Origin of the sequence: Calothrix sp. CCY 0018, assembly GCF_963920925.1 — a bacterium.
Classification (GTDB): Bacteria; Cyanobacteriota; Cyanobacteriia; order Cyanobacteriales; family Nostocaceae; genus Rivularia.
On sequence record NZ_CAWUDI010000002.1, the window covers coordinates 105,573 to 129,520 of the forward strand.

Sequence of the window (23,948 nt, forward strand, 5' to 3'; positions counted from 1 at the left end):
AGAAAACCATGACACCCGAAATTGCAACTAAACCACCTTTATTTATTCCTCCTCTCGAAAGCGGTGATAAACTTACCCGTGCTGAATTTGAGCGTCGTTATGATGCTATGCCAAATTTGAAAAAAGCAGAATTAATTGAAGGAGTCGTTTACTTGGCATCACCTTTAAGAATTAAAAGTCATGGAGAACCACATGGTTTTATTATGACTTGGTTAGGAGTTTATAAAGCTGCAACACCTGGTGTTGGATTTGCCGATAATCCGACAGTAAGACTTGATGCTGACAATGAACCCCAACCGGATGCTTTGTTAAGAATTGAAAATGGTGGGCAGTCGCGTATTACTGAAGATGATTATCTTGAAGGTGCGCCGGAATTAATTGTAGAAATTGCTGCCAGTACCGCTTCTTACGATTTACATGAAAAACTGAAAGTTTATCGACGCAATCAAGTACAAGAATATTTAGTATGGCGAGTATACGACAATGCTTTTGATTGGTTTAAGCTTCAAGAAGGTAAGTATATTCAATTAGAAGCTGATAGCGAAGGGATAATTTGTTCACAAGTTTTTCCCGGTTTATGGTTAGATAAATCAGCTTTATTAGAAAGAAATTTAGCTCAAGTTTTAGAAGTGTTACAGCAGGGATTAAGTACGGCAGAACATCAAAATTTTATTGGTTCGTAGTTTTGCTTTAGAATTAAAGATTTTCCATTTTTCACAAATCAATCAAATAAAGATGGTGCGTTACGGCATTATCAAATTAGTAACTTCTATTTCAAGAGATATCAGCCGTAACACACCCTACAACTTAATTCATCATCTTGCCCAAATTCTCTTTACGCCATTTGGCATCTGCTTTTCGATTGGTGGGTATTTCTAAAACCCGAATTCCTTTACTAGGTAATGGATTTAATTTATTAATCAACTCTTGCCAAGAAGTAATTAATTCGTGTTCAACACCGTAAGTTTTACAAAGTTGAGCAAAGTCTATATTTTGTGGAGTTGCAAATAATTCTTCAAATGGTGGTTCAAATTCCGATATTGGCAGCATTTCAAAGATTCCGCCGCCGTTATTGTTAATTAATACTATTGTTAAATGTCCGATAAGTTTATTTCTAGTTAAAAAGCCGTTAGTATCGTGAAGTAAAGCTAAGTCACCCGTTAACATGACGCTGCTTTGTTGACGATGAGCTATTCCCAAAACAGTTGATAAAGTTCCATCGATACCGTTTGCACCACGGTTGAAAAATGGTTTGATGCCTAAATTATTGGGTTTCCAGAAAAATTCTACATCGCGCACCGGCATACTATTCGATATAAATAAAGGCGTTTGAGGTGGTAAAACTTGAGAAAGCAACCAAGCGGCTTTACCTTCAAATAACTCCGTCTTTTCTGCCAAAGTTTTATCTATTTTTTCTCTTACCCGCGCTTCCAAATCTACCCAAATTTGAAGATAAGAATTTATAAATTCATCATCTCCTTGTCCCCTTGTCTCCTTGTCCCCTTGTCTCTCGATCTCCTCCACATTCATCCGTAAATGAACCACCCTTCCGTGCAAAGCATCAATATTTTGATTCGATGGTTCAATTATCCAGCGCAAAGGATTTTTATCGCTCAACCATTGTCGTAATACTTTACTGGTAGGGATTTCGCCGATTTGAATTACTACTTCTGGAGTTAACTTGGTTGCTGAATCCTGATTTCTTAAAATTAAATCGTAGGTAGAAATAATGTAAGGATTGAGTGAAGCATGATTTCTAACTGGTGATAATCCCTCTGCTAAAACTGGAAAATTTAACTTTTGAGCAAGTTTGGCGATCGCACTACAATACTCTTGCGGTTGTTGCGGCTGAGAAACTCCAGCAATGATAATTCCTCGTTGCGTTTCCAGCCATTTTTGAGGAATTGATATTTGCTTGGGAGTTATCATTCGTTGATATTTATTCGTTACTGCGGCGAAAAATTCTTCTGAGTTAAAGTTTGACTGCAATAATTTTAAAGATGCTGCATTAACATCACTTTCATCTTTAATTGGTGGAAGGGGGTCGCGAAACGGTATATTTAAGTGTACAGCACCAGAAACGGGATAAAGTGTTTGTTCAAATCCGTATATCGTCGTTTGGCGTAAATAAGCTAGCATTTCCATACTTATACAAGGTAATGCTAACTCTGTTTGCCAGTTAGGATAATTACCAAATAGTTTCAATTGGTCTATAGTTTGCCCGGAGTGGCAATCACGCAATTCTGGAGGTCTATCGGCAGTTAATAATAATAAAGGTACGCGACTGAAATTAGCTTCCACAACTGCGGAATAAAAATTTGCTCCAGCGGTTCCGGAAGTACAGACAACAGCAACAGGTAATCCCGTAGCTTTCGCTCTACCCAAAGCAAAAAAAGCAGCCGAACGTTCATCGAGAATCGGAACAACTTCTATATCCGGAGATTGAGCAAAAGCAACTGTCAGAGGAGTCGAACGAGAACCCGGACAAATCGCAACACAACTTAAACCCAATCGTTGAAGCGTTTCGGTAAATATAGAAGCCCAAAGTTCGTTAACATTTCTAAATCCAATCGTCATGAAAAATAAGGTTAAAGGTTAAAGGTTAAAGGTTAAAGGTCAAAGGTTAAAATTATTTTCTCTCTACCTTGTCTCCCCATCCCCCCATCCCCCAATCTCCCCATCCCCCAATCTTCTCATCTTATGGACTGCATTTACTTAACAGGAATTCGCGCTTACGGTTACACTGGCTATCTAAAAGAAGAACAAGTACTAGGACAATGGTTTGAGGTAGATGTAAAGTTATGGCTGGATTTAAGTATATCTGCCGAAACTGACGCGATTAAAGATACTATCGATTACCGCAGCATTATTAGTTTAGTACAAGATTTAGTCAAAACCTCGAAGTTTGCTTTAGTCGAACGTCTTGCTGGTAGTATTGCAGATTCTATTTTGCAGTCTGCCACAACGGTAAAGCAAGTTCAAGTCATTTTAAGTAAGCCTGCTGCACCGATTCCAGATTTTGGCGGCAAAATTACTATTGAACTTATTAGAAGCAAATAGTTACATACAAAAACTCTGCATGAAATAAAGTTCGATTAGTTTTGACGAGCGTGGAATAACCTATCGTCACAATAGAACAGTGACTATCGATTATTTTATCTTTAGCCTCATACCTGAGTCAGACGAAAAAGTCTGCTGCTTAATTACTTATTTTTATTTTTATGCCTTATTGCATATTTTCTTTAGGAGAGATATTGCCTATTCTTAAAGAAGCGATTGTTTTTTCTCTCGTCTAACGTAATAAAACTTAAAGCTATATCTATTTCTAGTTTAACTATTGATATGGGCTTAATTTGTAGAAGCAATAGATAGAAACTAATCCATGAAAAAGCATAAATTTAGTTTATTTTCTGCAAAAGCGATTGGTATCTGAAAAGACAGTTCGCATTTTTTATTTTAAGCAGGATTTGAAATTTTATGTCTTGTGACTTTAATATACAAGCTTGTATGTATTAAATATCGTGCTTTTTAGTCGATCTCGATATTTGATTGTCGGCAATACAAAACCATTCAATCTATACAAACTTCTTTCAAAGCAAGTTTGACTCATAATTATGCACAACTACTTAAATAGTATTATTTTTTGCTTTGGTTAAGTAAAAACCACAATTATTCCTATTTTCAATCCAAACGATAATAAATAATAGTTGAGAAATGTTATTATTTATTTAATACAAATGGTTTTGTAATTTATTAATAATTGGCTATAATAAATTTTGAATTCAAGTTGTAAAAAAATAAAATAAATGTCAAGCATAGCAATAAGAGTAGTCGAGCAGAAACCATCATAAATTTAGTAGACACAATTGTGAGCTAAGAACAATGTGGCTTTGAATATTGATTAGGATCAAGATATTTAAATTTACATTAAGTAGGCATTCAAGATGAACAGTCTGAAAATCTTAATTATTATAAATGGAAAAAATCGGAATTTTTCTATTATAAAAAGTTTACCAAAATTTTTATAATAGCGTTCTGAAAGTCATGAATTCAATTGAAGAGTTAATTACAAAGTTTGTAAAAAGTATTCAAAGTTTAATATTGATTGATATTTGCTTGACAAGAGAAAATAGTACACAAATAACAGATATTATTCAAAATTATTATTATATATAGGTAATCTATTTTACAAATAATGTGGAAAATACAAAAATTTTTAACAAACATTTCACTCAGTTTTTCAACTTTTTTACAAGAAGAGACCTACATATGGCTATCAAAATGCCTACCTACGAACACCAAACACTTAAAGAGTTACAACAAAAACCACAACAGTTAGGTGTAATAATCAACAGTATGGGTTGTGGAGTAATTGTTACAGATGTAAATACCTGTATCAGAACTATTAATCCGGTTGCAGAGTCACTAACTGGTTGGCAGGAAAAAGAGGCTGTTGGTAAAGAATTATTGGAGGTTTTTCAGTTGAAAGATGCCGATACAGAAGAAGAAATTGAGAATTTAGCTGCACGGGTAATAAAAACAGGTGAGATTCTGAATTTACCAGAAAACCGTAAATTAGTTGCAAAAGATACAAGCGAAATATATATCGGAGATACTGTCTCACCCCTGCGTGGTGAAGATGGGGAAATATTAGGTGCAGTGTTGGTGTTTCAGGATATAAGCCAACGTAAAAAGGCAGAAGCTGAACTTAAACGCAATGCTTTTTATGATTCCATAACAGGATTACCCAATCGGGTTTTGTTCATAGATAGACTTAAACAGACTTTTGAACATAGTAAGCGAAGAAAGAATTATTGCTTTAGCGTTTTTTTCCTGGATTTAGATGGTTTTAAGGGAATTAACGATAGATTTGGGCATGGGATGGGAGATAAATTGTTAGTTGATATAAGCCAACGTTTAAAGTCTAGTTTGCGTGGCGGCGATACTGTAGCTAGATTTGGTGGCGATGAATTTGCCATTCTCCTAGAAGATATTAAAGATGTTAAGGAGGCTAAAAATGTTGCTCAACGCATTCAAGAGAGCTTAGAAACACCATTTGATATTAACCAGCGTAAGATATTAATCACAGCTAGTATTGGTATTGCTTTAAGCAGCGCAAGTCACCAAGAACCCTTAAATTTGCTAGATGATGCTGACAGAGCAATGTACCAAGCTAAAGAGAAAGGAAAAGCTCGGTATGTAATATCTAACTAAGAAGCGTAATTGAGGTTAAAGGGCTGAAAGCGGCTTTTAGCCTTATGTCTATTGAAACTTATATTTATTTTATTTAGGCAACACGCTGCATAAAGCGGCAGGGAGCAATCTGCATAAACATACAAAGGATGCAACCACTTAACATATATATTAAAATGTAGTGTTCCAGACGTTGAGATCCCCCCAACCCCCCGATAAATTGGGGGGCTTTGCGTAGGTGTTTAACTTATTCTAATTATTCTAATTTTTTATTCTACCTGGCGATTTTGAGCAAAAAAGCTATAATGTCGATATTTAAAATTGCATATAAAGTTTAAAAACATTAAAAAATACAAAGAAATATTAAGCAGCATACTGGCATCACGAAAATAATTGATGACAAAAAATGTGGTGTTAATTAAACTGTTGTTTGACTAATAATCAATGTTGGATGTACAAGTGGTAAAAAAAATCAGAAAAGTATTGCAAAAACTCAAGTTTAGAGTTGTTGTGATATTTCTTATTGTTATGTTTGGCGTGGCTTTTTTTTCGGTAAAGCCAGCACAAACGCAGCAGCCGGTAACGTTAAATTTATTGATGACAGCACCCGATGCTGAACCTTGGAAACAAGGGATAATCAAAGACTTTGAAACGAAAAATCCCGGTATTAAAATCAATATTGTTGAAGGTCCGAATGCTACCGATTTATTAGAAAATTTGTATACTTCTGCCTTTATTTTGGGCGATTCTCCTTACGACTTGATCAATATGGATGTCGTTTGGACACCCAAATTTGCTGCGGCTAATTGGCTGTTAGATTTGACGGATAAAATTACCGAAGCAGAGTTAGCAGCATTTTCCGAAAAAGATGTAGAAGGGCGACGCTATAAAGGTAAACTATACGCAATTCCCATGCGCAGCGATGTGGGAATGCTTTATTATCGGGAAGATTTGCTTAAAGAAGCTGGGTTTAATCCTCCAGAAAGTTTTGATGATTTAATTAAAATTTCCCAGGCTTTAAAAGATGAAAACAAGGGTAGATGGGGTTATGTTTGGCAGGGTAAGCAATACGAAGGATTAGCAGCAATGTTTGTGGAAATCCTCGAAGGTTTTGGTGGTTATTGGGTTAACCCCGAAACTTTAGAAGTAGGATTAGATCGTCCACAAACAGTCGAAGCAATTGAATTTCTCAAAAATACGATTCAAATTGGAATTTCTCCTCCTGGAGTAACTACATATCAAGAAGAAGAAACCAGGCAGATTTTTCAAAATGAGAATTCAGTTTTCTTAAGAAATTGGCCTTACGTTTGGCCTCTTGCAAACAAAGAATCTTCACCCATTGACGGTAAAATTGCGATCAAACCAATGGTGCATACCAAAAATGGAAGTAGTGGCGCTTGTTTGGGAGGTTGGGCTTTAGGAATATCCAAATCTACCAAACATCCCGAAGAAGCTTGGAAAGCAATTAAATATTTTACTTCCGAAGAAGCACAGCGAAAATTTGTCTTACAAGCCGGATTTGTACCAAGTCGGCGATCGCTATTTCTCGATCCGCAAATTGTTGCCAAATATCCCCACTATCCTCAATTGTTAAAAGTCGTAGATAAAGCAGTATTGCGTCCCCCCATCGCTCAATACGCTCAAGCATCCGATATTTTGCAACGCTATCTTTCCGCTGCATTAACTAATAGAATCACACCCGAAGCCGCGATGAAGAATGCAGCATCCGAGACTCGTCAGCTTTTAAGGAGATAGGGTGAGGGGGAGATGGGGAGATGGGGGGACTATTATTTATAAATTTAAGACTTAAAACTTATAATAACCAATTCCCAATTCCCAATTCCCAATGTCCAATTCCTAACAACTAACAACTAACAACTAACCACTAACAACTAATATGGAAACAATTCGGAGTAGAGAACAAAAAACGGCTTTAATTTTGTTAATCCCAGCGATGCTGTTGCTGTTGTTGGTGTTTGGCTATCCGATCGTTCGGGCTTTTTGGTTAAGTTTGTTTACGAAAAATTTAGGAACGCAATTACAACCTGTTTTTTCGGGCTTGGATAATTACGGAAGAATGATGGGTGATGGGCGGTTTTGGCAAAGCTTTCTGGTAACAACTATCTTTACTAGCGCATCGGTAATTTCAGAATTACTGTTGGGTTTAATCGTAGCTTTGGTATTGAATCAGCAATTCTTCGGACGTGGCTTGGTACGAACTACTGCGATTTTACCTTGGGCTTTACCTACTGCTTTAATTGGTTTGGCTTGGGCTTGGATTTTTAACGATCAATACGGTGTCGCAAACGATATTTTGCAGCGGTTAGGTTTTATTCAAGATGGTATTAACTGGTTAGGAAATCCAACTTTAGCAATGATTGCGGTTGTGGTTGCCGACGTATGGAAAACCACGCCTTTTATCAGTATTTTGCTGTTGGCTGGTTTACAATCCATATCCGCCGATTTGTATGAAGCGCACTCTATTGATGGGGCCTCACCTTGGCAAAGTTTCACTCAAATAACCCTGCCACTTTTGATACCACAAATATTAATAGCCGTTTTATTTCGCTTTGCCCAAGCATTCGGAATCTTCGATTTAATTTCGGTAATGACGGGTGGTGGCCCCGGAGGAGCGACAGAAGTAGTATCGCTCTACATTTACTCCACCATCATGCGCTATTTAGATTTTGGTTACGGTGCAGCATTAGTTGTAGTAACTTTTATGTTGCTAATTTTTGCAGTGGCGATCGCAAATTTACTACTCCGCGTATCTCGCGCTAGTTAGTTGTTAGCTGTTAGTGGTTATTAATCTAAAATCTATAATTGGTATGAAAAAAAACTCCCTAAAAACAATATTGTTATGGATGGCAATTATTTTTGTAATTGTCTTTAGTTTGGCTCCGGCTTTATGGCAATTATTAACTTCATTTAAGGTGAATGAAGATATTTCCAAACTTCCTACAATTTATTTTCCGACTCGCTTTACTTTAAATCATTACACTGAGTTGTTTACTCGTCGTGATTTTTGGCGTTATATATTAAATAGTGCTTTTGTTTCGATTCTTTCTACAGCTTTTTCTTTGGGTATTGGTGCCCCTGCTGCTTATGCTTTGGCGCGTTTGCGTCCGAAGGGTCAAAATATTATTCTTGCAGGTATTCTGGTTGTCACCTTGTTTCCGGGAATTCTATTATTTTTAGGATTACTAGAAATTGTTCAATTCCTGCATTTGGGTAACAATTATTTAGCGCTGATAATTCCTTATACAGCAATAAATTTACCATTAACTATTTTAGTATTACGCAGCTTTTTCGAGCAATTACCCAAAGATTTAGAAGATTCTGCTAGAGTAGACGGCTATAATACCTGGCAAACGCTAACCCAAATTATTTTACCAATGACTCTTCCGGCTTTGGTAACAACAGGAATTCTCACCTTTATTTTTGCTTGGAATGAATTTATATTCGCACTCACATTTATTACCCGCGAAAATCTGAAAACAATTCCCGTTGCAGCAGCCCAATTAGGTGGTGCATCAACTTTTGAAATACCCTATGGTCCAATTGCTGCCGCAACAGTTATAGGAACATTACCTTTAGTATTATTAGTTCTGTTCTTCCAGCGCAAAATTGTTCAAGGGCTTACCGCTGGAGCAGTTAAAGGGTAAGTCGATTTTAGATTTTAGATTTTAGATTTTAGATTGTATATCAAATCTATCAATTATCTCTTACATATTGAATAATCCAAAATCATAAATCTGTAATTGCCTGCAAGCGTCTTTAAGAAGAGTAATCCCTGCACCCGTCTTGGAAAGTTTTGGGGTTCGTGAATCTACACCCCAAACTTTCCGCAAAATCCAAAATCCAAAATCCAAAATTAAAATATGGCAATACTGCAATTAAAAAACTTAAACAAAACCTTTTCTCCGAAAGTTATTCCGGTGAAAGATATTAGTTTATCTGTAGAGGATAGCGAGTTTCTGACATTATTAGGCCCCAGCGGTTGCGGTAAGTCTACAACTTTGCGAATGATTGCGGGTTTGGAAGAAGTGACGCGAGGAAAAATATTTTTGGGAACTGAAGATATTACATACAAACGCGCTGGCGATCGCAACATGGCGATGGTGTTCCAAAGTTATGCGCTTTACCCACATATGACGGTACGGGAAAACCTGGCTTCGGGATTAAAGTTGAAAAAAGTACCCAGTGGGGAAATTCAAAGCCGAGTTAGTGAAGTTGCGGAACTTTTGGGTTTAGAAGATTTGTTTGGGCGCAAACCCGGACAACTTTCTGGAGGGCAAAGACAGCGGGTTGCTGTAGGTAGAGCTTTGGTGCGTAAAGCTGAAGCATATTTGTTAGATGAGCCTTTGAGCAACCTTGATGCATTATTGCGCGAAAGAGTCCGAGCCGATATCAAACAGATATTTGCAGCCCAAAAATCTCCGGTAGTTTATGTTACCCACGACCAAACCGAAGCAATGACGCTTTCTTCTAAAGTTGCGGTATTAAATAACGGTTATGTACAGCAGCTTGCACCACCAGCAGATATTTACAACCATCCTGCCAATTTATTTGTAGCTGGGTTTGTGGGAAGCCCTCAGATGAATTTACTTACGATACCTTGTAAAGGTAACAGCGCCATACTGGGCGATTTTTCTGTTTCTACACCAAAATTTTCCACTTCACCACCGCAAATTGTTTTAGGTATTCGTCCCGAACACGTTCGCGTTGCATTACCAGAAGATACGCAAAGTGTAAAAGGAAAAGTATATTTAGTAGAAAATTTAGGTATGTACAAATTAGTTAGCGTGCATATCGCGAATTCTCAAACAGAACCGCTGACTATACGCGCTTTGTTGCCTCCAGATCAAAATTGGGATAACGAAGAAATTACCCTTGCTCTACCCTCAGAGAACATCCACTGGTTTGATCTTGAATCGGGAGACGTTTTGCAGTGAACAGTTATCAGTGAACAGTGAACAACTAAGGTTAAAGGTTAGAGCTTAAATAGCTGCTAACTACTTACTCCTAACTCTTAACCACTAACAACTATCCACTAACAACTAACTCTTAACTTTTAAAAACCTGTCTACCTTTGCTTTAACTTCTGGTAAATTCATATAAGCGTCGGCTGCTTCGAGTAAATTATTAATATTTTCTTCGGTTGCGTCGTCTAAATCATCGCTTAAAGGTTTACCAGTTAAATACTTATCAAGCTTGAATTGTAAACGTAAAAGCTGCTCTTGAACTATGTGTTTGCTGATGTAATGGTAAATATCGGAAGAAGCATCAAATAACACACCTACAATTGGTTGTGCCCACTGTAATAAACCCCAACTTCGTGCTTTTTCATAAGGTATAATTCGGGTTCTCTCTCCGGTACCGATGGAAAGTACGCTAATCTCTTGTGGTGAATAACCAACACGTAATGCTTCTGCAATTCCGCAACTGGAAGGATTATTTGCAGCAACTCCACCGTCAATTGCAGAATATATAGTTTTTATTGAATAAGTTGATGTTTTATCGGGGATTCTATCCCAAGCAGGGCTTACCGTTGCTTTTCTAATTGAACCAATATAGTTTTTAATAACTCGAACTTGTCCGCTACCTCTACCGTCAGTAATTCTAATTTCGGCATTTTCATATACTGCATCAACGGTAGATTCATTATCGCTAAAAATAATAGTATTTATGCTTGCGTCTTTGAGGTTGCCAATAACTCTCTTATCTAATTTATGTGCTGGAAAATAAGTAGGAGCCGATGCTGAAGCAACACATACTTCCCACAATGGAACGTTACCATATGGTTTGTCGGGTCGCCAGCTTTTAAAAATAATTGGATTGCGTTCGATAGTGTCATAAGATACTATTAATAACCTTGGTGAAGTACCAATATCCAACAGTCTTGTTTCTCCAAAAACACCTTGTAAAACTTGAATTAAATTATTGTCAGAATACTTAGGAGCAGATATACCGTATTTTAATAGTAAAGGAATTCGTTGAGGAGAAAAAAGGCTTTGATATGGGAAGATACTTGAGCTTTTATTTTGGAAAAAATCTACAATATCTTCACTGTTGCGTCCGGTGGCGATCGCCGCTGCTACAATAGAACCTGTAGAAGTTCCTACAATTAAGTCAAAGTACTGATTTAAAGGGCGATCGATACGCTTCTCAATATTCGCTAGCATTTTTGCCGCAACAATCCCCCTAACCCCTCCACCATCCAGACTTAATATCCGAAAAGGCATTTTAACAATTCTCCCTGTATGATTACTTGTTATTTCTCGATTAGTTGATAAACATATATGTGCCGAACTATATTATTAAGAATATTATTAATTTCTGCAATAATAGAATATACAAAATACGTAATTAATGATAGTAAATTTGAGCTTATTAATTATCTATATTTTGATATCATAATATAATATTCCAGGCATCTTAGTTAGATATAAAGCTGAAAACAACTATATTGTGTCATTAAACTATAAACTATTTTTTGATGAAGTGTAAGCTTTAAATAATCAGAAAAATGACTGTCATAGCAATTAGTTAAAATAGATTTTTAATTGAAAAATATCGCGATATATATTTGGCGACTGATAGATTAAATTATGTGTTAAAAATAATCTTTGCTAATCTGACACCTTCTTTGCATAAATTAGAACTAGTGCTACCCAAATAAGAAGTAAAGTAATCGAAGCTTCAAAAAGACTTACGCAAAGCCCCCCTTTTTAAGGGGGGTTGGGGGGATCTAAACGTTTGGAATGCCTAACCTACTATTACGGTTGCGTAAGTCCTATTCAAAAAAAAGCTGTTTGGATTACTTGTAAAAATATTTATCAAAGGAGTAGTTCGTAGTGGCAAAACTGAAAGCATTCTCAACAGTATTTGCTAGCGCAGCATTAGTTGTTTCCTGTACGGTAGAAACAGCTAAAACTGAAAACTTTAACCCCGCACCGATTTATCAAGATGTTGGAAGTTACAGCACAACAATTTCTGGAAATAACGATTTAGCTGATATTTACTTTCCCAAACCTAAAAATTTAAAAACTGGTCATAATTCTTTTCCTATTGCTTTATTGCTACAAGGAGCCAATGTAGATAAATCAAGTTATTCTGAATATGCCAGTATTGTGGCTCGCTATGGTTTTGTCGTAGTTGTGCCAAATAGAAAACGAACGATTGCAAAATTTAAGAAAACTGGACTTTTTACTGAAACGTCGCAAATAGATCGTGTTTTAAAACAAATAAAGACAGAAAATTCCAATCCTAATTCACCTGTAAAAGGTATTATTAATACAGATAAATTAGCACTGTTAGGTCATTCCTTCGGCGGTGCTGTTGGACTATCTGCTATTGCTAACACTTGTATTCCACTTATATGTGAAGGTTCCTTTGAGCAACCAAAGGAATTAGTTGCAGGAGTATTTTTTGGTGCAAATCTCCGCAACCAAGCGACACAGGAATTTATCCCTATCAATAATTCTGGAATTCCTACCGCATTATTACAAGGAGCTGCTGAAGGTGTAGCTCTTCCTTCGCGAGCTAAAAAAACCTACGATAATATTCAAAATCCTCCCAAAGCTTTAATTACTATTTCAGGTGCAAACCACTACGGTATTACTAACAATAATAATCCTAATGGCCCAAAACCAGACCCCAATACACCAACAATACCTCAAGATGTGGCAGTAGAAACAGTTGCGCGTTGGAGCGGTTTATTTTTACGCGCTAGCGTGCTTGATGATAAAGAAGCTTTCGATTATGTATATTCCACTGGTGATGCATTAGATAAAAATGTAAAAGTTATCAGCCAAGTAAAATTGCTCACAAAATAATCGATTAAAACCTTAAATAAAAAAGACGTTGCACTGCAACGTCTCTACACGAATATTACCAATTACCAATTACCAATTACCCATTCCCTATTTACCTTGAATATCCAAATCTACTTTTAATGTAGAATTCAGAGGTGTTTCTTCCAAAGTATTGATGTTTTTACCAATATATTTACTATCAGCAAGTAAGGATAGTTGAGAACTTACTGGCATTACTTTATCAAGCTGTATTGTAGCTGTTCCTTTAGCATTACCTTTAAAAGATTGTAGAGTTAAAATACCGTCTAAAGGCAAGCCGGGATAGTCAATTACTTGAGTTGATTTTTCTTGCTGCTGTAAGTTCACGTTTAGAGTCGCAACTCCATTTTGAACATTTACTAATTCATAATTAGTAGTTTGTTTGAGATTAATCCCGTTGATGCTAGCATCCGAGCTAACCTGCCATTTAGCACCCGCTCCCACAGCTTCTTCCGGAACTGGTGAAGATAATTGTTGTAAGGAATTAGATAATTGTTCGACGAGAAACTTGATATTTACATCTACTGTAGACGGAATTACATAGTTAATTTGTTTAGTTCTTCCTTGATTATCAATTACCGCAGAAGCTTTAAAATTTTCTAATTGTCCTATCTGCTTGCTAATCACCCGAATTAATTCCGGACGAGTTTGAGCATCACCTTTAATATTTACATCACTATAAGCAATATCATAGGAAATATCTCCATTTGGTTCTACTTTAGTTACAGTAGAATCCAAAGTTATAACGTAAGCTGGTAACTTTGCCCTGGGCATTTTAAAATCACCAATAGACATCAAAGTGTCCTTATTTAAGGTGACATTTATAGTTTGTTTAGCACCAACCTTTGGAGTAAAACGCAATTTTTGTTTATTACCAGTTCCCGTACTAATAACTTTGAGTTGAGGGATTTTTGTATTCTGAGCTTTAGTAGCTTGCTTTTGAGTTTGAATAACTATAGAAGCAGGTTGAGCATTGGCACTTTTGAAATTTTGCTCCAATCCCCATCCAGCAAATACTAAAAAAATAGAACTAGCTAAAAATAGTTTTTTCATGATAATAGATGATTGCGACTTGGAGTGTTAAGTATACAGCTTGAAATTGAAGATGAAACGATTAACTATTCTACCCTTAGATAGTAAAAAAACTAGAACAATAATTACAATCAGTTTTGACAAACAAGAAAGATGATAAACTGTAAAATTTAGAACGGTTGAATCTCGTTTAATTGACAATGCAGTATGTTTTAAAGTTCCCAATTATGGGAGAGGGGGTAGAGGGGGGAGATGGGGAGAGGGGGAGATGGGGAGAGGGGGGGAAATAATTGCTAACTCGCTACTCTCAACTCCTAACTCCTAACTATTTACAATGCCCCAATGCCCAATTACCAATTACCAATTACCAATTACATGAGCATTCTCGTCTTCGGCAGCATTAATATGGATTTGGTAGCAACAGCACCTCGTTTACCGACTGCTGGTGAAACTTTGTTAGGGCATGATTTTTTTCAAGCATCGGGTGGTAAAGGTGCTAATCAAGCAGTTGCAGTTGCGAAATTAGGTATTAACATTGAAATTGTTGGGCGGGTTGGCAAGCAAAGCTTTAGTGAGGAACTTATTAGTTATCTACAAGCTGCGGGAGTCAAAACAGATAACGTATTTATTGATGAAACAGTAAGCTCCGGTGTAGCAATTATAAATGTAGATGATGCCGGTGAAAATCAAATTGTGGTTATTCCCGGTGCAAACGGGCGCGTTAATGGAGAAGACGTAAAAAGACTATCGCGGTTATTACCTGGCAAGAAAGCACTTTTATTACAGCTAGAAATTCCCATATCTAGCGCGATCGCAGCAGCAGAAGCAGCACAAAAAGCACAAGTAAAAGTAATTCTCGATCCTGCACCAGCACAAAAAGAGTTACCAAAAGAACTTTATCCCTTGGTAGATATCCTGACACCAAATCAAGTAGAAGCAGCGCAATTGGTGGGTTTTACCGTGAATGGGGAAGACTCAGCAAAGAAAGCAGCAGAAGTTTTATTACAGAAAGGCGTGAAATGTGCCGTTGTTAAACTTGGCGCAAAAGGGGTTTATTGTGCTACCGCAACAGAAAGCTTTTTTACACCAGCATTTTCAGTAAAAACAGTTGACACCACAGCCGCAGGAGACGCTTTCAACGGTGGTTTAGCAGCAGCACTTTCCGAAGGACTTTCGTTACGTCAAGCCGTAGTTTGGGGTAGTGCGGCAGGTGCGTTAGCTGCAACCAAATCCGGCGCACAGCCTTCGTTACCGGATAGGGATGCGTTTGATAAGTTTTTGCAAGAAAATGTTAGTTGTTAGTTGTTAGTTGTTAGTTGATAATTGGTGAGAGTTAGGAATTAGGAGTTAAGAGTTGCAAGTATATAAGTAGCGAGTGAGTAATTATTTCCCCTTGTCCCCTTGTCCCCTTGTCTCCCCCTCCGGGTTGCGCCACTTGCCTGACTGTCGGCGGCAGTCGCTACAACGCGGGGAACCCGCGCAACGCGCTGCCTTGGGAACCCGCCCCTATCAGTGGCTGTGCGATCTCCCCATCACCCCATCCCCCATCCCCTTGTCTCCCCATCCCCCCTCTCACATATAATAGACATCTCCGGAAAACATTTATATGAGTTTAATTATATACGTAGACCTAACCCCCCTACCCCCCTTCCCGGAGCAGGGAAGGGGGATTTCAAAGCCTCTCTCCGCTAGCCGTAAGCGGCCACTGCGTGAACGGGGAGAGGTTTGTATACAGTTCTTTTTCATTTCCGGAGATATCTAATATTTAATAAAAAACTATGATCGATCTAATTCTCCGGCGGGGTAAGTTAGTTTCTTTTAGTACAGAGAATACTGTAACTGTAACTGTAGATATTGCCGTTAAAGATGGTAAAATAACCGCAATTTCGCCTAATTTTAAGGAATCTGCTGCTCAAGAAATTGATCTAGAAGGAAAATTAATTTCACCACCCTTTGTTGAATCGCATATTCATTTAGATTCGGTTTTAACTGCCGGAGAGCCGCGCTGGAATGAAAGTGGGACGCTGTTTGAGGGAATTCAAATTTGGGGCGATCGCAAACGTGAAATCTCTATGGAAGATGTGAAAAATCGCGCTCTGACGATGTTGAAGCAACAAGCGGCTCAAGGTATATTATTTGTCAGAACTCACGCAGATGTCAGCGAACCGCAGTTAATTGCGCTACAGGCTTTATTAGAATTGCGCGATGAAGTTAAAGATTGGATGACGGTGCAGGTTGTGGCATTTCCTCAAGATGGGATTTATTCGGATTTGCAAAATGAGATGTTGTTGGAAAAAGCTTTGCAAATGGGGGCAGATGCCGTGGGAGGGATTCCCCATTATGAATTGACTAGGGAAAGTGGAGTGCGATCGGTACAAAAAGTATTTGAATTAGCAGAAAAATATAATCGTTTAATTGATATTCATTGTGACGAGATTGATGATGAGCAATCGCGATTTTTAGAAGTCGTTGCAGCGGAGGCTATTAGGACAAAAATGGGTAGTCGAGTTACAGCAAGTCATACCACTGCTTTTGGTTCTTATAATAATGCTTATGCATATAAATTAATCGGTTTTCTACAACGCGCTCAAATTAATTTTATCGCCAACCCGTTGATTAATATTACCTTACAAGGACGTGCGGATACTTACCCCAAGCGCCGAGGAGTCACCCGTGTTAAAGAATTGTGGCAAAATGGCTTAAACGTCAGTTTTGGTCATGATTGCGTCCAAGATCCCTGGTACAGTTTGGGGACGGGAAGTATGTTAGATGTGGCTCATATGGGAGTGCATATTTGTCACATGACAGGGCGCGAAGAAGTTGATGCTTGCTATCAAATGGTTACAGCTAATGGAGCTAAGACATTAGATATAGAAGATAATTATGGTGTGGAAGTAGGAAAACCAGCGTCTTTTATTGTGTTAGATGCAAACGATTCCTACGATGCTATCCGCACTCGCATCAAACCCCGCTACGTAATTTCCCAAGGAAAAATCATCGCTTCGACTATACCAGCAGCGACCGATTTTTCATTAACAGGAGTAACGCCAAATTGCTCTTTTGTAGAAAAATCTGTTTCATTTTCTAAAGTATTATAAAATCTTTATTTTGCCATAAAAATAAATGTATTTATCTATGGTTTCCATAAATAAATCAGTGCGGTCGGAGTTAATTTTATGATATAACTGACGTGCTTTGGCTTTTCAAAGTTGGTGAATTTGTAATATTTGACCAATATTGAGTAAGTTGTCTCATGATACACAAATAGAACCAGAATGAAATTATTAAAATCGGCAGTATTATTCTTAGTATTGATTCCAGTAAGTATATTAGCTGCATCTTGTAATGATAATGCAACTTCAGCTAACAACGTCGATCCACAAGCTTCAAACAATTCCAATAATTCAAATAATTGTATCACCGAGAAAGATGTGATCGATGCTCAACAAACTTGGGGTAATGCGGTTGTTAAAATTGGCGAAGCATATAAAAACAAAGGAGACTATAAAGAATTAGCAGCTGAAACTGTTGATAATCTATACGGTTATGATGAAGGAAAGGTTTTATTTAAGCCTACTTTAGCTTCAGAAGGACAGTTTCGTTTAACGAAAGAAGACGCTGTATCTTACTTTGTCAAAGGTAAAATTGCTGAAGATAAAGGATTTGCACTTCGACCTTGGAGTAAAGTCCGATTTGAAAACGCGGGATTCAGTATTGCTTGTAGCGATGCAGAGGCTATGGGAAACTACTATTTTACTGATGCTAATACTGGCAAAGAAACTAAAGTAGAATATACTTTTAGTTATCGCAAAAATGAAGATGGAAAGCTGTTGATTGACTTACAGCATTCCTCTTTACCATTTAATCCCACCTAACAATAAGTTCGTAGTAAGGACTTTAGTCCCTCTTGTATCAGGATTAAATTACTTACTACGAACCTTATTAGAATTAAGAACATATCGTGTTTTAATCTAACATGATTCACTGTTCCCTATATTTATTGAGAGTTAATCTAATTATCCAAAATTCACGCCAACAAAAATCTGTCTAACAATAGTAGTAATAAAAAAGTAAAACAGAAAAGCATAAATAACTAGACTTGTATCCCTCAAATTTCGGTCTATGCTATTTATTTTTGTGAGCTTTGAATTTATTTCTCGTAATTCTATTAAAATTTCTTCTAATTTCTGTTCATCCATATTTATTAAACTAGTCAAAATATCTTTATTTAAGATAAATCGAGTATACAACGAATCAAAAATTTAAAATTAGTAAGAACGGAGTATTAATAGAATATTCACAAAACCTTTATTATGATTTATTTTAATTAATTTTAATTGTTAACATTAACTCTACTCCCTACTTGCTTCTAAAAAAGAGAGTAGGTTGGGTTAGACACGATGTGCGACTTGAACAAGATAACAATAAATCTATATTAATTGTGTCGTAACCCAACATCTTCACCGGGGATGGATGTGATTAAATACTAATAATACAATGTTGGGTTACGGCGCGAAGATAGATTATTCGTCAAAAACTATATTTGTTTGTGCGCCGTGAAGCCAACCTACAACTATTCCCCATTTCCTACTCTTTACTTTCTTCCAAAAAAGAAACATGAGCAGAAACAACTTTCCAACCTTCTGGAAAACGCTGCCACATCTGACTTTGCCTACCTCGACGTTCTACATTATTTATAAACCGACGAAATTCAAGGGTGACTGCTGCACTATCTTCACCAAAAGTTACCACTTTTAGATTAATTATTTCCCTTTCTAATTTAAAACCCGCACGTGAATTGCGAAAAGCCCGAATATCTGCGGCACCATACTGATTTTCATTTAGCCCAAACCGAACAACATCCGCAGAATCCCAGAAAAAATTATCCAGTACAGCAGTATCATTACTACATAAAGCCGCTTCATACTTCATATATAGTTCCGTCAACTCAGCAACTAAGGCTGGTTTATTGACGCTATTAATCATATTTTGATGTTTAAACTTCCCGTATTATGATACAACTCAAAACATTCATAAATACTTATACATAGTGGGGGGATCTTAATGGCAAAACAACTCGTATTAATGGATCATGACGGTGGTGTGGATGATTATTTGGCAACGATGTTGTTAATGACGATGGATAACGTCCAACCCCTTGCTGTCGTTGTAACTGCCGCTGATTGTTACGCACAACCAGCAGTTAACGCTACTCGAAAAATTCTAGATTTAATGGGATTTTCTGATATTCCGGTAGCAGAAAGTAAAGTACGCGGTATTAATCCCTTTCCCAACCTTTACCGTCGCGATTCTTATGTAGTCGATCATTTTCCCATACTCAATCAACAGGAAACCATAACTACACCATTGGTTGCAGAACCTGGCGAAGATTTCACCGTGAAAGTACTGCAAAAAACAACCGAACCAGTAACAATAATGGCAACTGGTCCTTTAACAAATATTGCTACGGCGTTACAAAAAGCACCAGATATCGAAGCAAAAATTAAACGTATTGTGTGGATGGGAGGTGCGTTAAATGTACCCGGTAACGTTGAGAAAAACTGGGAACCCGGACAAGATGGTTCGGCTGAGTGGAATGCATATTGGGACCCAATTTCGGTAGCGCAAATTTGGGATACTCAAATTGAAATAATTATGTGTCCTTTAGATATTACTAATAATGTCCCGGTGACATCAGAAATTGTGCAAAAAATGGGCAAACAAAGAAACTATCCCCTATCAGATTTAGCCGGACAATGTTATGCCTTAGTAATTCCTCAAGACTATTATTTTTGGGATGTATTAGCAACCGCTTATTTAGCAAAACCAGAATTATTTGAATTAAAACACATAGAAACAGAAATTATTACCGATGGTAAGAGTCAAGGAGCAACAAAAATTGTATCGGGAGGAAGAAAAGTTTTTGTAATGGATAAAGTTGATAAACAAGCTTTTTATCACTATATTTTGCAGCAGTGGAAAAGGTAAGTGAGTTAGGAGTTGGGCATTGGGCATTGGGCGTTGATAATTGATCATTCTTCCCATGTCCTAAGATAAAAGCTACAATTTTTCTATCCTTCATTCTTAATACTTCATGAGTCGTCAACGTATCCTACAAGCAGGATTAAGCTATACATTTAGTAAGTATTTTGAATTGCCTTATGCACCAGCAGATATTTTGTTGGAGTTGGGATGTACTTATGTACGCTCTCAATTGCAGTTACCCAAGTATGAAGGAGAACTTGATTGTATTGATTTTCTAAAGCGTTATTTACCACGAAATTTAAACTACGTTAACCCAATTAGCGAAGCAGCACGTCGGGAAGTATTGATTGCACCAACGCTTCTGGAAATTTGCGCTGAAACTCAATCTGAATTAAATATTGAGTATCCAGTTCATGTTAACAACTTTTTGAAAGGTAGTTTTGATTATTTTATATCCTCCCCTAATGCTTTAGTAGTTATAGAAGCAAAGCAGTCAGATTTAAGTAGAGGATTTACGCAATTAGCTGTAGAATTAATTGCTTTAGATCGATGGATTGACTCTCCAGTTACAGTATTATATGGTGCCGTCACTACCGGAGAAGATTGGCGATTTGGTATATTCTATCGTCAAGAAAAAAAGATCGTCCAAGATATTAAATTATATCGGGTTCCAGAAGAATTAGAATTGTTATTGCGAGCATTGGTTGGTATTCTCACTTCGCCGATAAACGTAGATTAACGAAAACTAAATTTCCCATGCTCAATGCCCTATCCCCAACGCCCTATTCCCATTTTACTTAACCAAATTCAAACCTAAAAATAAAGCCGCAACAGTACCAGCAACACAAATTTCACCTTTAAGTATTTTTTGCAAAACTGCATCTACAGGAATTAAGATCACTTCGATTTCTTCTGTAATATCTAACTTCAGTTTTCCCCTTTTAGCAACATTTTCAGCTAAATATAAATGTAATCGATTCGTATCCTTACTGGGTTTATCGTAAAAGGTTGCTATCTTCTTTACTTTTGACGCAACATAGCCTGTTTCCTCTTCAAGTTCCCTTACAGCAGCAAATTCACCGCTTTCTTGTTCGGGATTAAAACCACCTGCGGGAAGTTCGATAAAAAAATCACTTATGCCGTGTCTATACTGCTTAACAAAAACAATTTCTTGATCGCTAGTAATTGGTAGAATAATCGCTACGTCTGGTCTAATATGAACAAAATAATCATCAATTATCTGTCCGTTAGGTAATTCTATTTTGTCTCGTCTGACTTTGCACCAAGGATGGTTTAATGCCATTTCCGACTGTACGAGATTCCACTTTTTTAAGCCAGTCATAGATTTAATTAATAAGGTAGAAACAATAGTTTACTTGTAAATATTGATTATGTTATGTGGGGCATCGGGCATCGTACATTGCGAATCGAAAGGAATTCTATATTTTTCTTTATATTTTATTTGTAATTTTAAAATTCACGATCTTTTTCTCTGCGAAGCTTTGCGCTCAATTTTTATGTTCAAAAAATCTTATTTATTATACAAACTCGATTGTAATAAACTAAATACATAGGGTATTTTAACCAATTCCCCATGCCCAACTCCCCATTCCCATCTCCCATCATGCAAATTCAGTTAGAAGTATTTACCGTAAACAAACGCTTTCCTTTAAGAATTAGCCGGGGTACCACTGCAAAAACAACGAATGTATGGGTAAAAATATCGGAAGATGGTATCGAAGGTTGGGGAGAAGCATCACCATTTAGTATCGGTAATTATCCGCAATCTACTCAGGTTATTCAAGAATTTATACTACAAATTGCTCCTAGTTTACAAGGGTTGCATCCGTCACAGCGTCAGCAAATTGAATTGATATTAAGCAAAGCGCAAATTCCTTCTGCTGCTAAAGCTGCTATAGATACAGCCCTACACGATTGGATGGGAAAACGTGTGGGCTTGCCTTTGTGGCAAATGTGGGGACTTGATAGAAGTACCATAAAGCCGGTTTCGGTGACTATTGGTATTAGCTCCCCTGAAGATGCCAGAAAAAGGGTAAAAGATTGGCTGCAATTCATGGATGTAAAAATGTTAAAAGTCAAATTAGGCAGCCCCGATGGTATTGAAGCCGATCAAAAAATGCTCGATGCTGTACGCTCTGAAGCACCAACACCAGATTTATACGTGGATGCAAATGGCGGTTGGAGCTTAGAAGATGCCCGTCAGATGTGTTTTAGACTTGCCGATTTAGGTGTAAAGTATGTTGAGCAGCCTTTAGCGCGGGGACAAGAACAAAGTTTGGTGGAATTGAAAAAGTCATCCCCTATACCTATTTTTGTTGATGAAAGCTGCTTTACTAGTGTTGATATTCCCTATCTTGCGTCATGCGCCGATGGTGTTAATATCAAGCTAATGAAATCCGGGGGTTTAACCGAGGCAATGCGGATGATACATACAGCCCGTGCCTGCGGTTTGCAGGTAATGTTTGGCTGCTATTCCGATAGCGCGATCGCAAATACCGCTCTCACACAGCTTGCACCATTAGCCGATTATTTAGACTTAGACAGTCACCTGAATTTAATTGACGATCCCTTTACGGGTGCATTGATTGAAGAAGGTAAAATTTTGCCGAATAATTTACCAGGGTTGGGAGTACAACGGAGTGCGTTTGCCGCTTAATCAAAAAATTGCCGTTTTATTACATGAGGGAATTCGCGGAACTCATGGAAAAACCGGGTTATCATTATTACGCTACAGTGATGCGCCGATAGTCGTGGCGATCGACCGCGATTGTCCGGGGCAGTCAATACCAGAGTTGACGGGTATTAAACGCGATGTGCCGATTGTTGCCTCCGTAAAAGATTCACTTCAATTTAAACCACAGATTTTAGTAATCGGTATTGCTCCTAAAGGCGGAAGTTTACCCGACGATTACTGGCGTGAAATTAAAGATGCCTTAGTCGGGGGAATGTCAATTGTGAATGGTTTGCATACTCCCTTGGGGAAAAGTCCGGAATTAAAGACTTTATTAAAGCCGGGGCAGTTAATTTGGGATATTCGTAAAGAGCCATCGAATATTGGCGTATGTACCCTCGCGGCGAGAAATCTTCCCTGTAAGCGGGTTTTGACTGTGGGAACTGATATGGCTGTCGGAAAAATGTCTACAAGTTTAGAGTTAAACCATGCGTCGCGCTTAAGAGGTTTGCGTACTAAGTTTCTCGCTACGGGACAAACAGGTTTAATGTTAGAAGGCGATGGCGTACCTTTGGATTCCGTGCGAGTCGATTTTGCTGCGGGTGCCGTAGAACAGGTAGTATTGCGTTATGGCAAAAATTACGATATTTTACACGTTGAAGGGCAAGGTTCCTTACTGCATCCAAGCTCCACAGCGACATTACCTTTAATACGCGGCTCTCAACCCACTCATATGATTTTGGTACATCGTCTCGGACAAAATGAAGTAATTGAAGGAGTGCCCATTCCCCCTTTAGCTGAAGTTGTTAAATTATATGAAATAGTTGCTAGCGGTGCCGGTGCTTTTGCATCGATACCTGTAGCTGGAATTGCTTTAAATACCCGTAACTTTGATGAAACTGCCGCAAAACAAGCAATCTCACAAGTAGAAGCAGAAACCGGATTGCCCTGCACCGACGTAATTAGATTTGGTGGCGATAAGTTATTGGATGCGGTGATGAGAAGTGCAGTTAGGAGTTAATAATATAAATCTCCCCTTGTCTCCCCATCCCCCCTAAGTCACTCAACTAAGACAATTAAGTTATATAAAATTATTGCTCGTTATGACAGTATTTAAAATTATTATTTGTAACTAGTATTGCTAAAAATACCCGTAATTTAATCTACGTTTGTATCGTTAAAGAAACTTT

20 protein-coding genes are annotated in these 23,948 nt (G+C 37.5%); 15 read left to right on the plus strand and 5 right to left on the minus strand.

The annotated features are described in order from the left end of the window. Nucleotides 1-8: 8 nt before the first annotated feature. Nucleotides 9-683, plus strand: coding sequence for a Uma2 family endonuclease (locus ACM03V_RS01975; protein WP_414619068.1), 675 nt, complete (start codon nt 9-11; stop codon nt 681-683). A 124-nt stretch (nt 684-807) separates the two neighbouring features. On the opposite strand, the gene menD is transcribed toward ACM03V_RS01975, so the two are convergent. Further along, nucleotides 808-2,577 (minus strand): 2-succinyl-5-enolpyruvyl-6-hydroxy-3-cyclohexene-1-carboxylic-acid synthase, encoded by a 1,770-nt coding sequence (gene menD / locus ACM03V_RS01980; protein ID WP_414619069.1) that lies wholly within the window; start codon nt 2,575-2,577, stop codon nt 808-810. 123 nt (nt 2,578-2,700) lie between these two features. On the opposite strand from menD, the gene folB reads away from it, so the two are divergent. The 6 genes from folB to ACM03V_RS02010 all read left to right on the plus strand — a co-directional run bounded on the left by folB (nt 2,701) and on the right by ACM03V_RS02010 (nt 10,148). Further along, nucleotides 2,701-3,060, plus strand: a complete 360-nt coding sequence (folB, locus tag ACM03V_RS01985) for a dihydroneopterin aldolase (protein WP_414619070.1) — start codon at nt 2,701-2,703, stop codon at nt 3,058-3,060. A gap of 1,209 nt (nt 3,061-4,269) precedes the next feature. Beyond that, complete coding sequence (locus ACM03V_RS01990) at nt 4,270-5,214, plus strand: diguanylate cyclase domain-containing protein (RefSeq protein ID WP_414619071.1); 945 nt, start codon at nt 4,270-4,272, stop codon at nt 5,212-5,214. A 450-nt stretch (nt 5,215-5,664) separates the two neighbouring features. After that, the gene (locus tag ACM03V_RS01995) at nt 5,665-6,948 is read left to right on the plus strand and encodes an ABC transporter substrate-binding protein (protein WP_414619194.1); all 1,284 of its coding nucleotides are present in this window, start codon (nt 5,665-5,667) and stop codon (nt 6,946-6,948) included. Nucleotides 6,949-7,090: 142 nt separating this feature from the next. After that, nucleotides 7,091-7,978: a carbohydrate ABC transporter permease gene (locus ACM03V_RS02000; protein WP_414619072.1), complete on the plus strand. Its 888-nt coding sequence runs from the start codon at nt 7,091-7,093 to the stop codon at nt 7,976-7,978. 43 nt (nt 7,979-8,021) lie between these two features. Further along, nucleotides 8,022-8,858 (plus strand): carbohydrate ABC transporter permease, encoded by an 837-nt coding sequence (locus tag ACM03V_RS02005; protein ID WP_414619073.1) that lies wholly within the window; start codon nt 8,022-8,024, stop codon nt 8,856-8,858. Nucleotides 8,859-9,074: 216 nt separating this feature from the next. After that, the gene (locus tag ACM03V_RS02010) at nt 9,075-10,148 is read left to right on the plus strand and encodes an ABC transporter ATP-binding protein (protein ID WP_414619074.1); all 1,074 of its coding nucleotides are present in this window, start codon (nt 9,075-9,077) and stop codon (nt 10,146-10,148) included. A 105-nt stretch (nt 10,149-10,253) separates the two neighbouring features. Here ACM03V_RS02010 and ACM03V_RS02015 read toward each other — a convergent pair whose 3' ends face one another. Then, complete coding sequence (locus tag ACM03V_RS02015; RefSeq protein ID WP_414619075.1) at nt 10,254-11,438, minus strand: patatin-like phospholipase family protein; 1,185 nt, start codon at nt 11,436-11,438, stop codon at nt 10,254-10,256. Nucleotides 11,439-12,050: 612 nt separating this feature from the next. Between ACM03V_RS02015 and ACM03V_RS02020 the strand changes: the two genes are divergently transcribed. Next, nucleotides 12,051-13,031, plus strand: coding sequence for an alpha/beta hydrolase family protein (locus ACM03V_RS02020; protein WP_414619076.1), 981 nt, complete (start codon nt 12,051-12,053; stop codon nt 13,029-13,031). An 87-nt stretch (nt 13,032-13,118) separates the two neighbouring features. Here ACM03V_RS02020 and ACM03V_RS02025 read toward each other — a convergent pair whose 3' ends face one another. Next, nucleotides 13,119-14,102 carry a DUF6263 family protein gene (locus ACM03V_RS02025; RefSeq protein WP_414619077.1) on the minus strand — a complete coding sequence of 328 codons (984 nt, stop codon included), beginning with the start codon at nt 14,100-14,102 and terminating at the stop codon, nt 13,119-13,121. 354 nt (nt 14,103-14,456) lie between these two features. Between ACM03V_RS02025 and rbsK the strand changes: the two genes are divergently transcribed. From rbsK to ACM03V_RS02040, 3 genes are all read left to right on the plus strand, one after another. Continuing rightward, nucleotides 14,457-15,383 (plus strand): ribokinase, encoded by a 927-nt coding sequence (gene rbsK / locus ACM03V_RS02030; RefSeq protein WP_414619195.1) that lies wholly within the window; start codon nt 14,457-14,459, stop codon nt 15,381-15,383. A gap of 476 nt (nt 15,384-15,859) precedes the next feature. Continuing rightward, nucleotides 15,860-17,179 (plus strand): cytosine deaminase, encoded by a 1,320-nt coding sequence (codA, locus tag ACM03V_RS02035; protein ID WP_414619078.1) that lies wholly within the window; start codon nt 15,860-15,862, stop codon nt 17,177-17,179. Nucleotides 17,180-17,356: 177 nt separating this feature from the next. Next, a complete protein-coding gene (locus ACM03V_RS02040; protein WP_414619079.1) occupies nt 17,357-17,956 on the plus strand; it encodes a hypothetical protein in 600 nt (199 codons plus the stop codon). A gap of 712 nt (nt 17,957-18,668) precedes the next feature. Here ACM03V_RS02040 and hpxZ read toward each other — a convergent pair. Continuing rightward, entirely contained in the window at nt 18,669-19,067 is a 399-nt protein-coding gene (gene hpxZ / locus ACM03V_RS02045; protein WP_414619080.1) for an oxalurate catabolism protein HpxZ, read from the minus strand. Nucleotides 19,068-19,145: 78 nt separating this feature from the next. Here hpxZ and ACM03V_RS02050 point away from each other — a divergent pair, with 78 nt between their 5' ends. Together ACM03V_RS02050 and ACM03V_RS02055 are read left to right on the plus strand one after the other, a co-directional pair. Beyond that, the gene (locus tag ACM03V_RS02050; RefSeq protein ID WP_414619081.1) at nt 19,146-20,069 is read left to right on the plus strand and encodes a nucleoside hydrolase; all 924 of its coding nucleotides are present in this window, start codon (nt 19,146-19,148) and stop codon (nt 20,067-20,069) included. A gap of 106 nt (nt 20,070-20,175) precedes the next feature. After that, nucleotides 20,176-20,805: a hypothetical protein gene (locus ACM03V_RS02055; RefSeq protein ID WP_414619082.1), complete on the plus strand. Its 630-nt coding sequence runs from the start codon at nt 20,176-20,178 to the stop codon at nt 20,803-20,805. Nucleotides 20,806-20,859: 54 nt separating this feature from the next. Here the strand turns inward: ACM03V_RS02055 and ACM03V_RS02060 are convergent, their stop codons facing one another. Beyond that, nucleotides 20,860-21,408 (minus strand): NUDIX hydrolase, encoded by a 549-nt coding sequence (locus tag ACM03V_RS02060; protein WP_414619083.1) that lies wholly within the window; start codon nt 21,406-21,408, stop codon nt 20,860-20,862. 282 nt (nt 21,409-21,690) lie between these two features. Between ACM03V_RS02060 and ACM03V_RS02065 the strand changes: the two genes are divergently transcribed. Together ACM03V_RS02065 and ACM03V_RS02070 are read left to right on the plus strand one after the other, a co-directional pair. Next, complete coding sequence (locus ACM03V_RS02065; RefSeq protein ID WP_414619196.1) at nt 21,691-22,743, plus strand: dipeptide epimerase; 1,053 nt, start codon at nt 21,691-21,693, stop codon at nt 22,741-22,743. Continuing rightward, nucleotides 22,727-23,779 (plus strand): DUF1611 domain-containing protein, encoded by a 1,053-nt coding sequence (locus ACM03V_RS02070; RefSeq protein WP_414619084.1) that lies wholly within the window; start codon nt 22,727-22,729, stop codon nt 23,777-23,779. Before ACM03V_RS02065 ends, ACM03V_RS02070 begins: the two co-directional genes overlap by 17 nt. The last annotated feature ends 169 nt before the right edge of the window (nt 23,780-23,948 follow it).

What these genes read in the sequence shown, in the direction of transcription:
- codA (WP_414619078.1), top strand. Translation starts at nt 15,860, where the DNA reads ATGATCGATCTAATTCTCCGGCGGGGTAAGTTAGTTTCTTTTAGTACA.
- ACM03V_RS02055 (WP_414619082.1), top strand. Translation starts at nt 20,176, where the DNA reads ATGAGTCGTCAACGTATCCTACAAGCAGGATTAAGCTATACATTTAGT.
- ACM03V_RS02010 (WP_414619074.1), top strand. Translation starts at nt 9,075, where the DNA reads ATGGCAATACTGCAATTAAAAAACTTAAACAAAACCTTTTCTCCGAAA.
- ACM03V_RS02000 (WP_414619072.1), top strand. Translation starts at nt 7,091, where the DNA reads ATGGAAACAATTCGGAGTAGAGAACAAAAAACGGCTTTAATTTTGTTA.
- ACM03V_RS01975 (WP_414619068.1), top strand. Translation starts at nt 9, where the DNA reads ATGACACCCGAAATTGCAACTAAACCACCTTTATTTATTCCTCCTCTC.
- ACM03V_RS02065 (WP_414619196.1), top strand. Translation starts at nt 21,691, where the DNA reads ATGCAAATTCAGTTAGAAGTATTTACCGTAAACAAACGCTTTCCTTTA.
- hpxZ (WP_414619080.1), bottom strand. Translation starts at nt 19,067, where the DNA reads ATGATTAATAGCGTCAATAAACCAGCCTTAGTTGCTGAGTTGACGGAA.
- ACM03V_RS02050 (WP_414619081.1), top strand. Translation starts at nt 19,146, where the DNA reads ATGGCAAAACAACTCGTATTAATGGATCATGACGGTGGTGTGGATGAT.
- ACM03V_RS02025 (WP_414619077.1), bottom strand. Translation starts at nt 14,102, where the DNA reads ATGAAAAAACTATTTTTAGCTAGTTCTATTTTTTTAGTATTTGCTGGA.
- ACM03V_RS02005 (WP_414619073.1), top strand. Translation starts at nt 8,022, where the DNA reads ATGAAAAAAAACTCCCTAAAAACAATATTGTTATGGATGGCAATTATT.
- ACM03V_RS02060 (WP_414619083.1), bottom strand. Translation starts at nt 21,408, where the DNA reads ATGACTGGCTTAAAAAAGTGGAATCTCGTACAGTCGGAAATGGCATTA.
- menD (WP_414619069.1), bottom strand. Translation starts at nt 2,577, where the DNA reads ATGACGATTGGATTTAGAAATGTTAACGAACTTTGGGCTTCTATATTT.
- ACM03V_RS01990 (WP_414619071.1), top strand. Translation starts at nt 4,270, where the DNA reads ATGGCTATCAAAATGCCTACCTACGAACACCAAACACTTAAAGAGTTA.
- folB (WP_414619070.1), top strand. Translation starts at nt 2,701, where the DNA reads ATGGACTGCATTTACTTAACAGGAATTCGCGCTTACGGTTACACTGGC.
- ACM03V_RS02040 (WP_414619079.1), top strand. Translation starts at nt 17,357, where the DNA reads ATGAAATTATTAAAATCGGCAGTATTATTCTTAGTATTGATTCCAGTA.
- ACM03V_RS02015 (WP_414619075.1), bottom strand. Translation starts at nt 11,438, where the DNA reads ATGCCTTTTCGGATATTAAGTCTGGATGGTGGAGGGGTTAGGGGGATT.
- rbsK (WP_414619195.1), top strand. Translation starts at nt 14,457, where the DNA reads ATGAGCATTCTCGTCTTCGGCAGCATTAATATGGATTTGGTAGCAACA.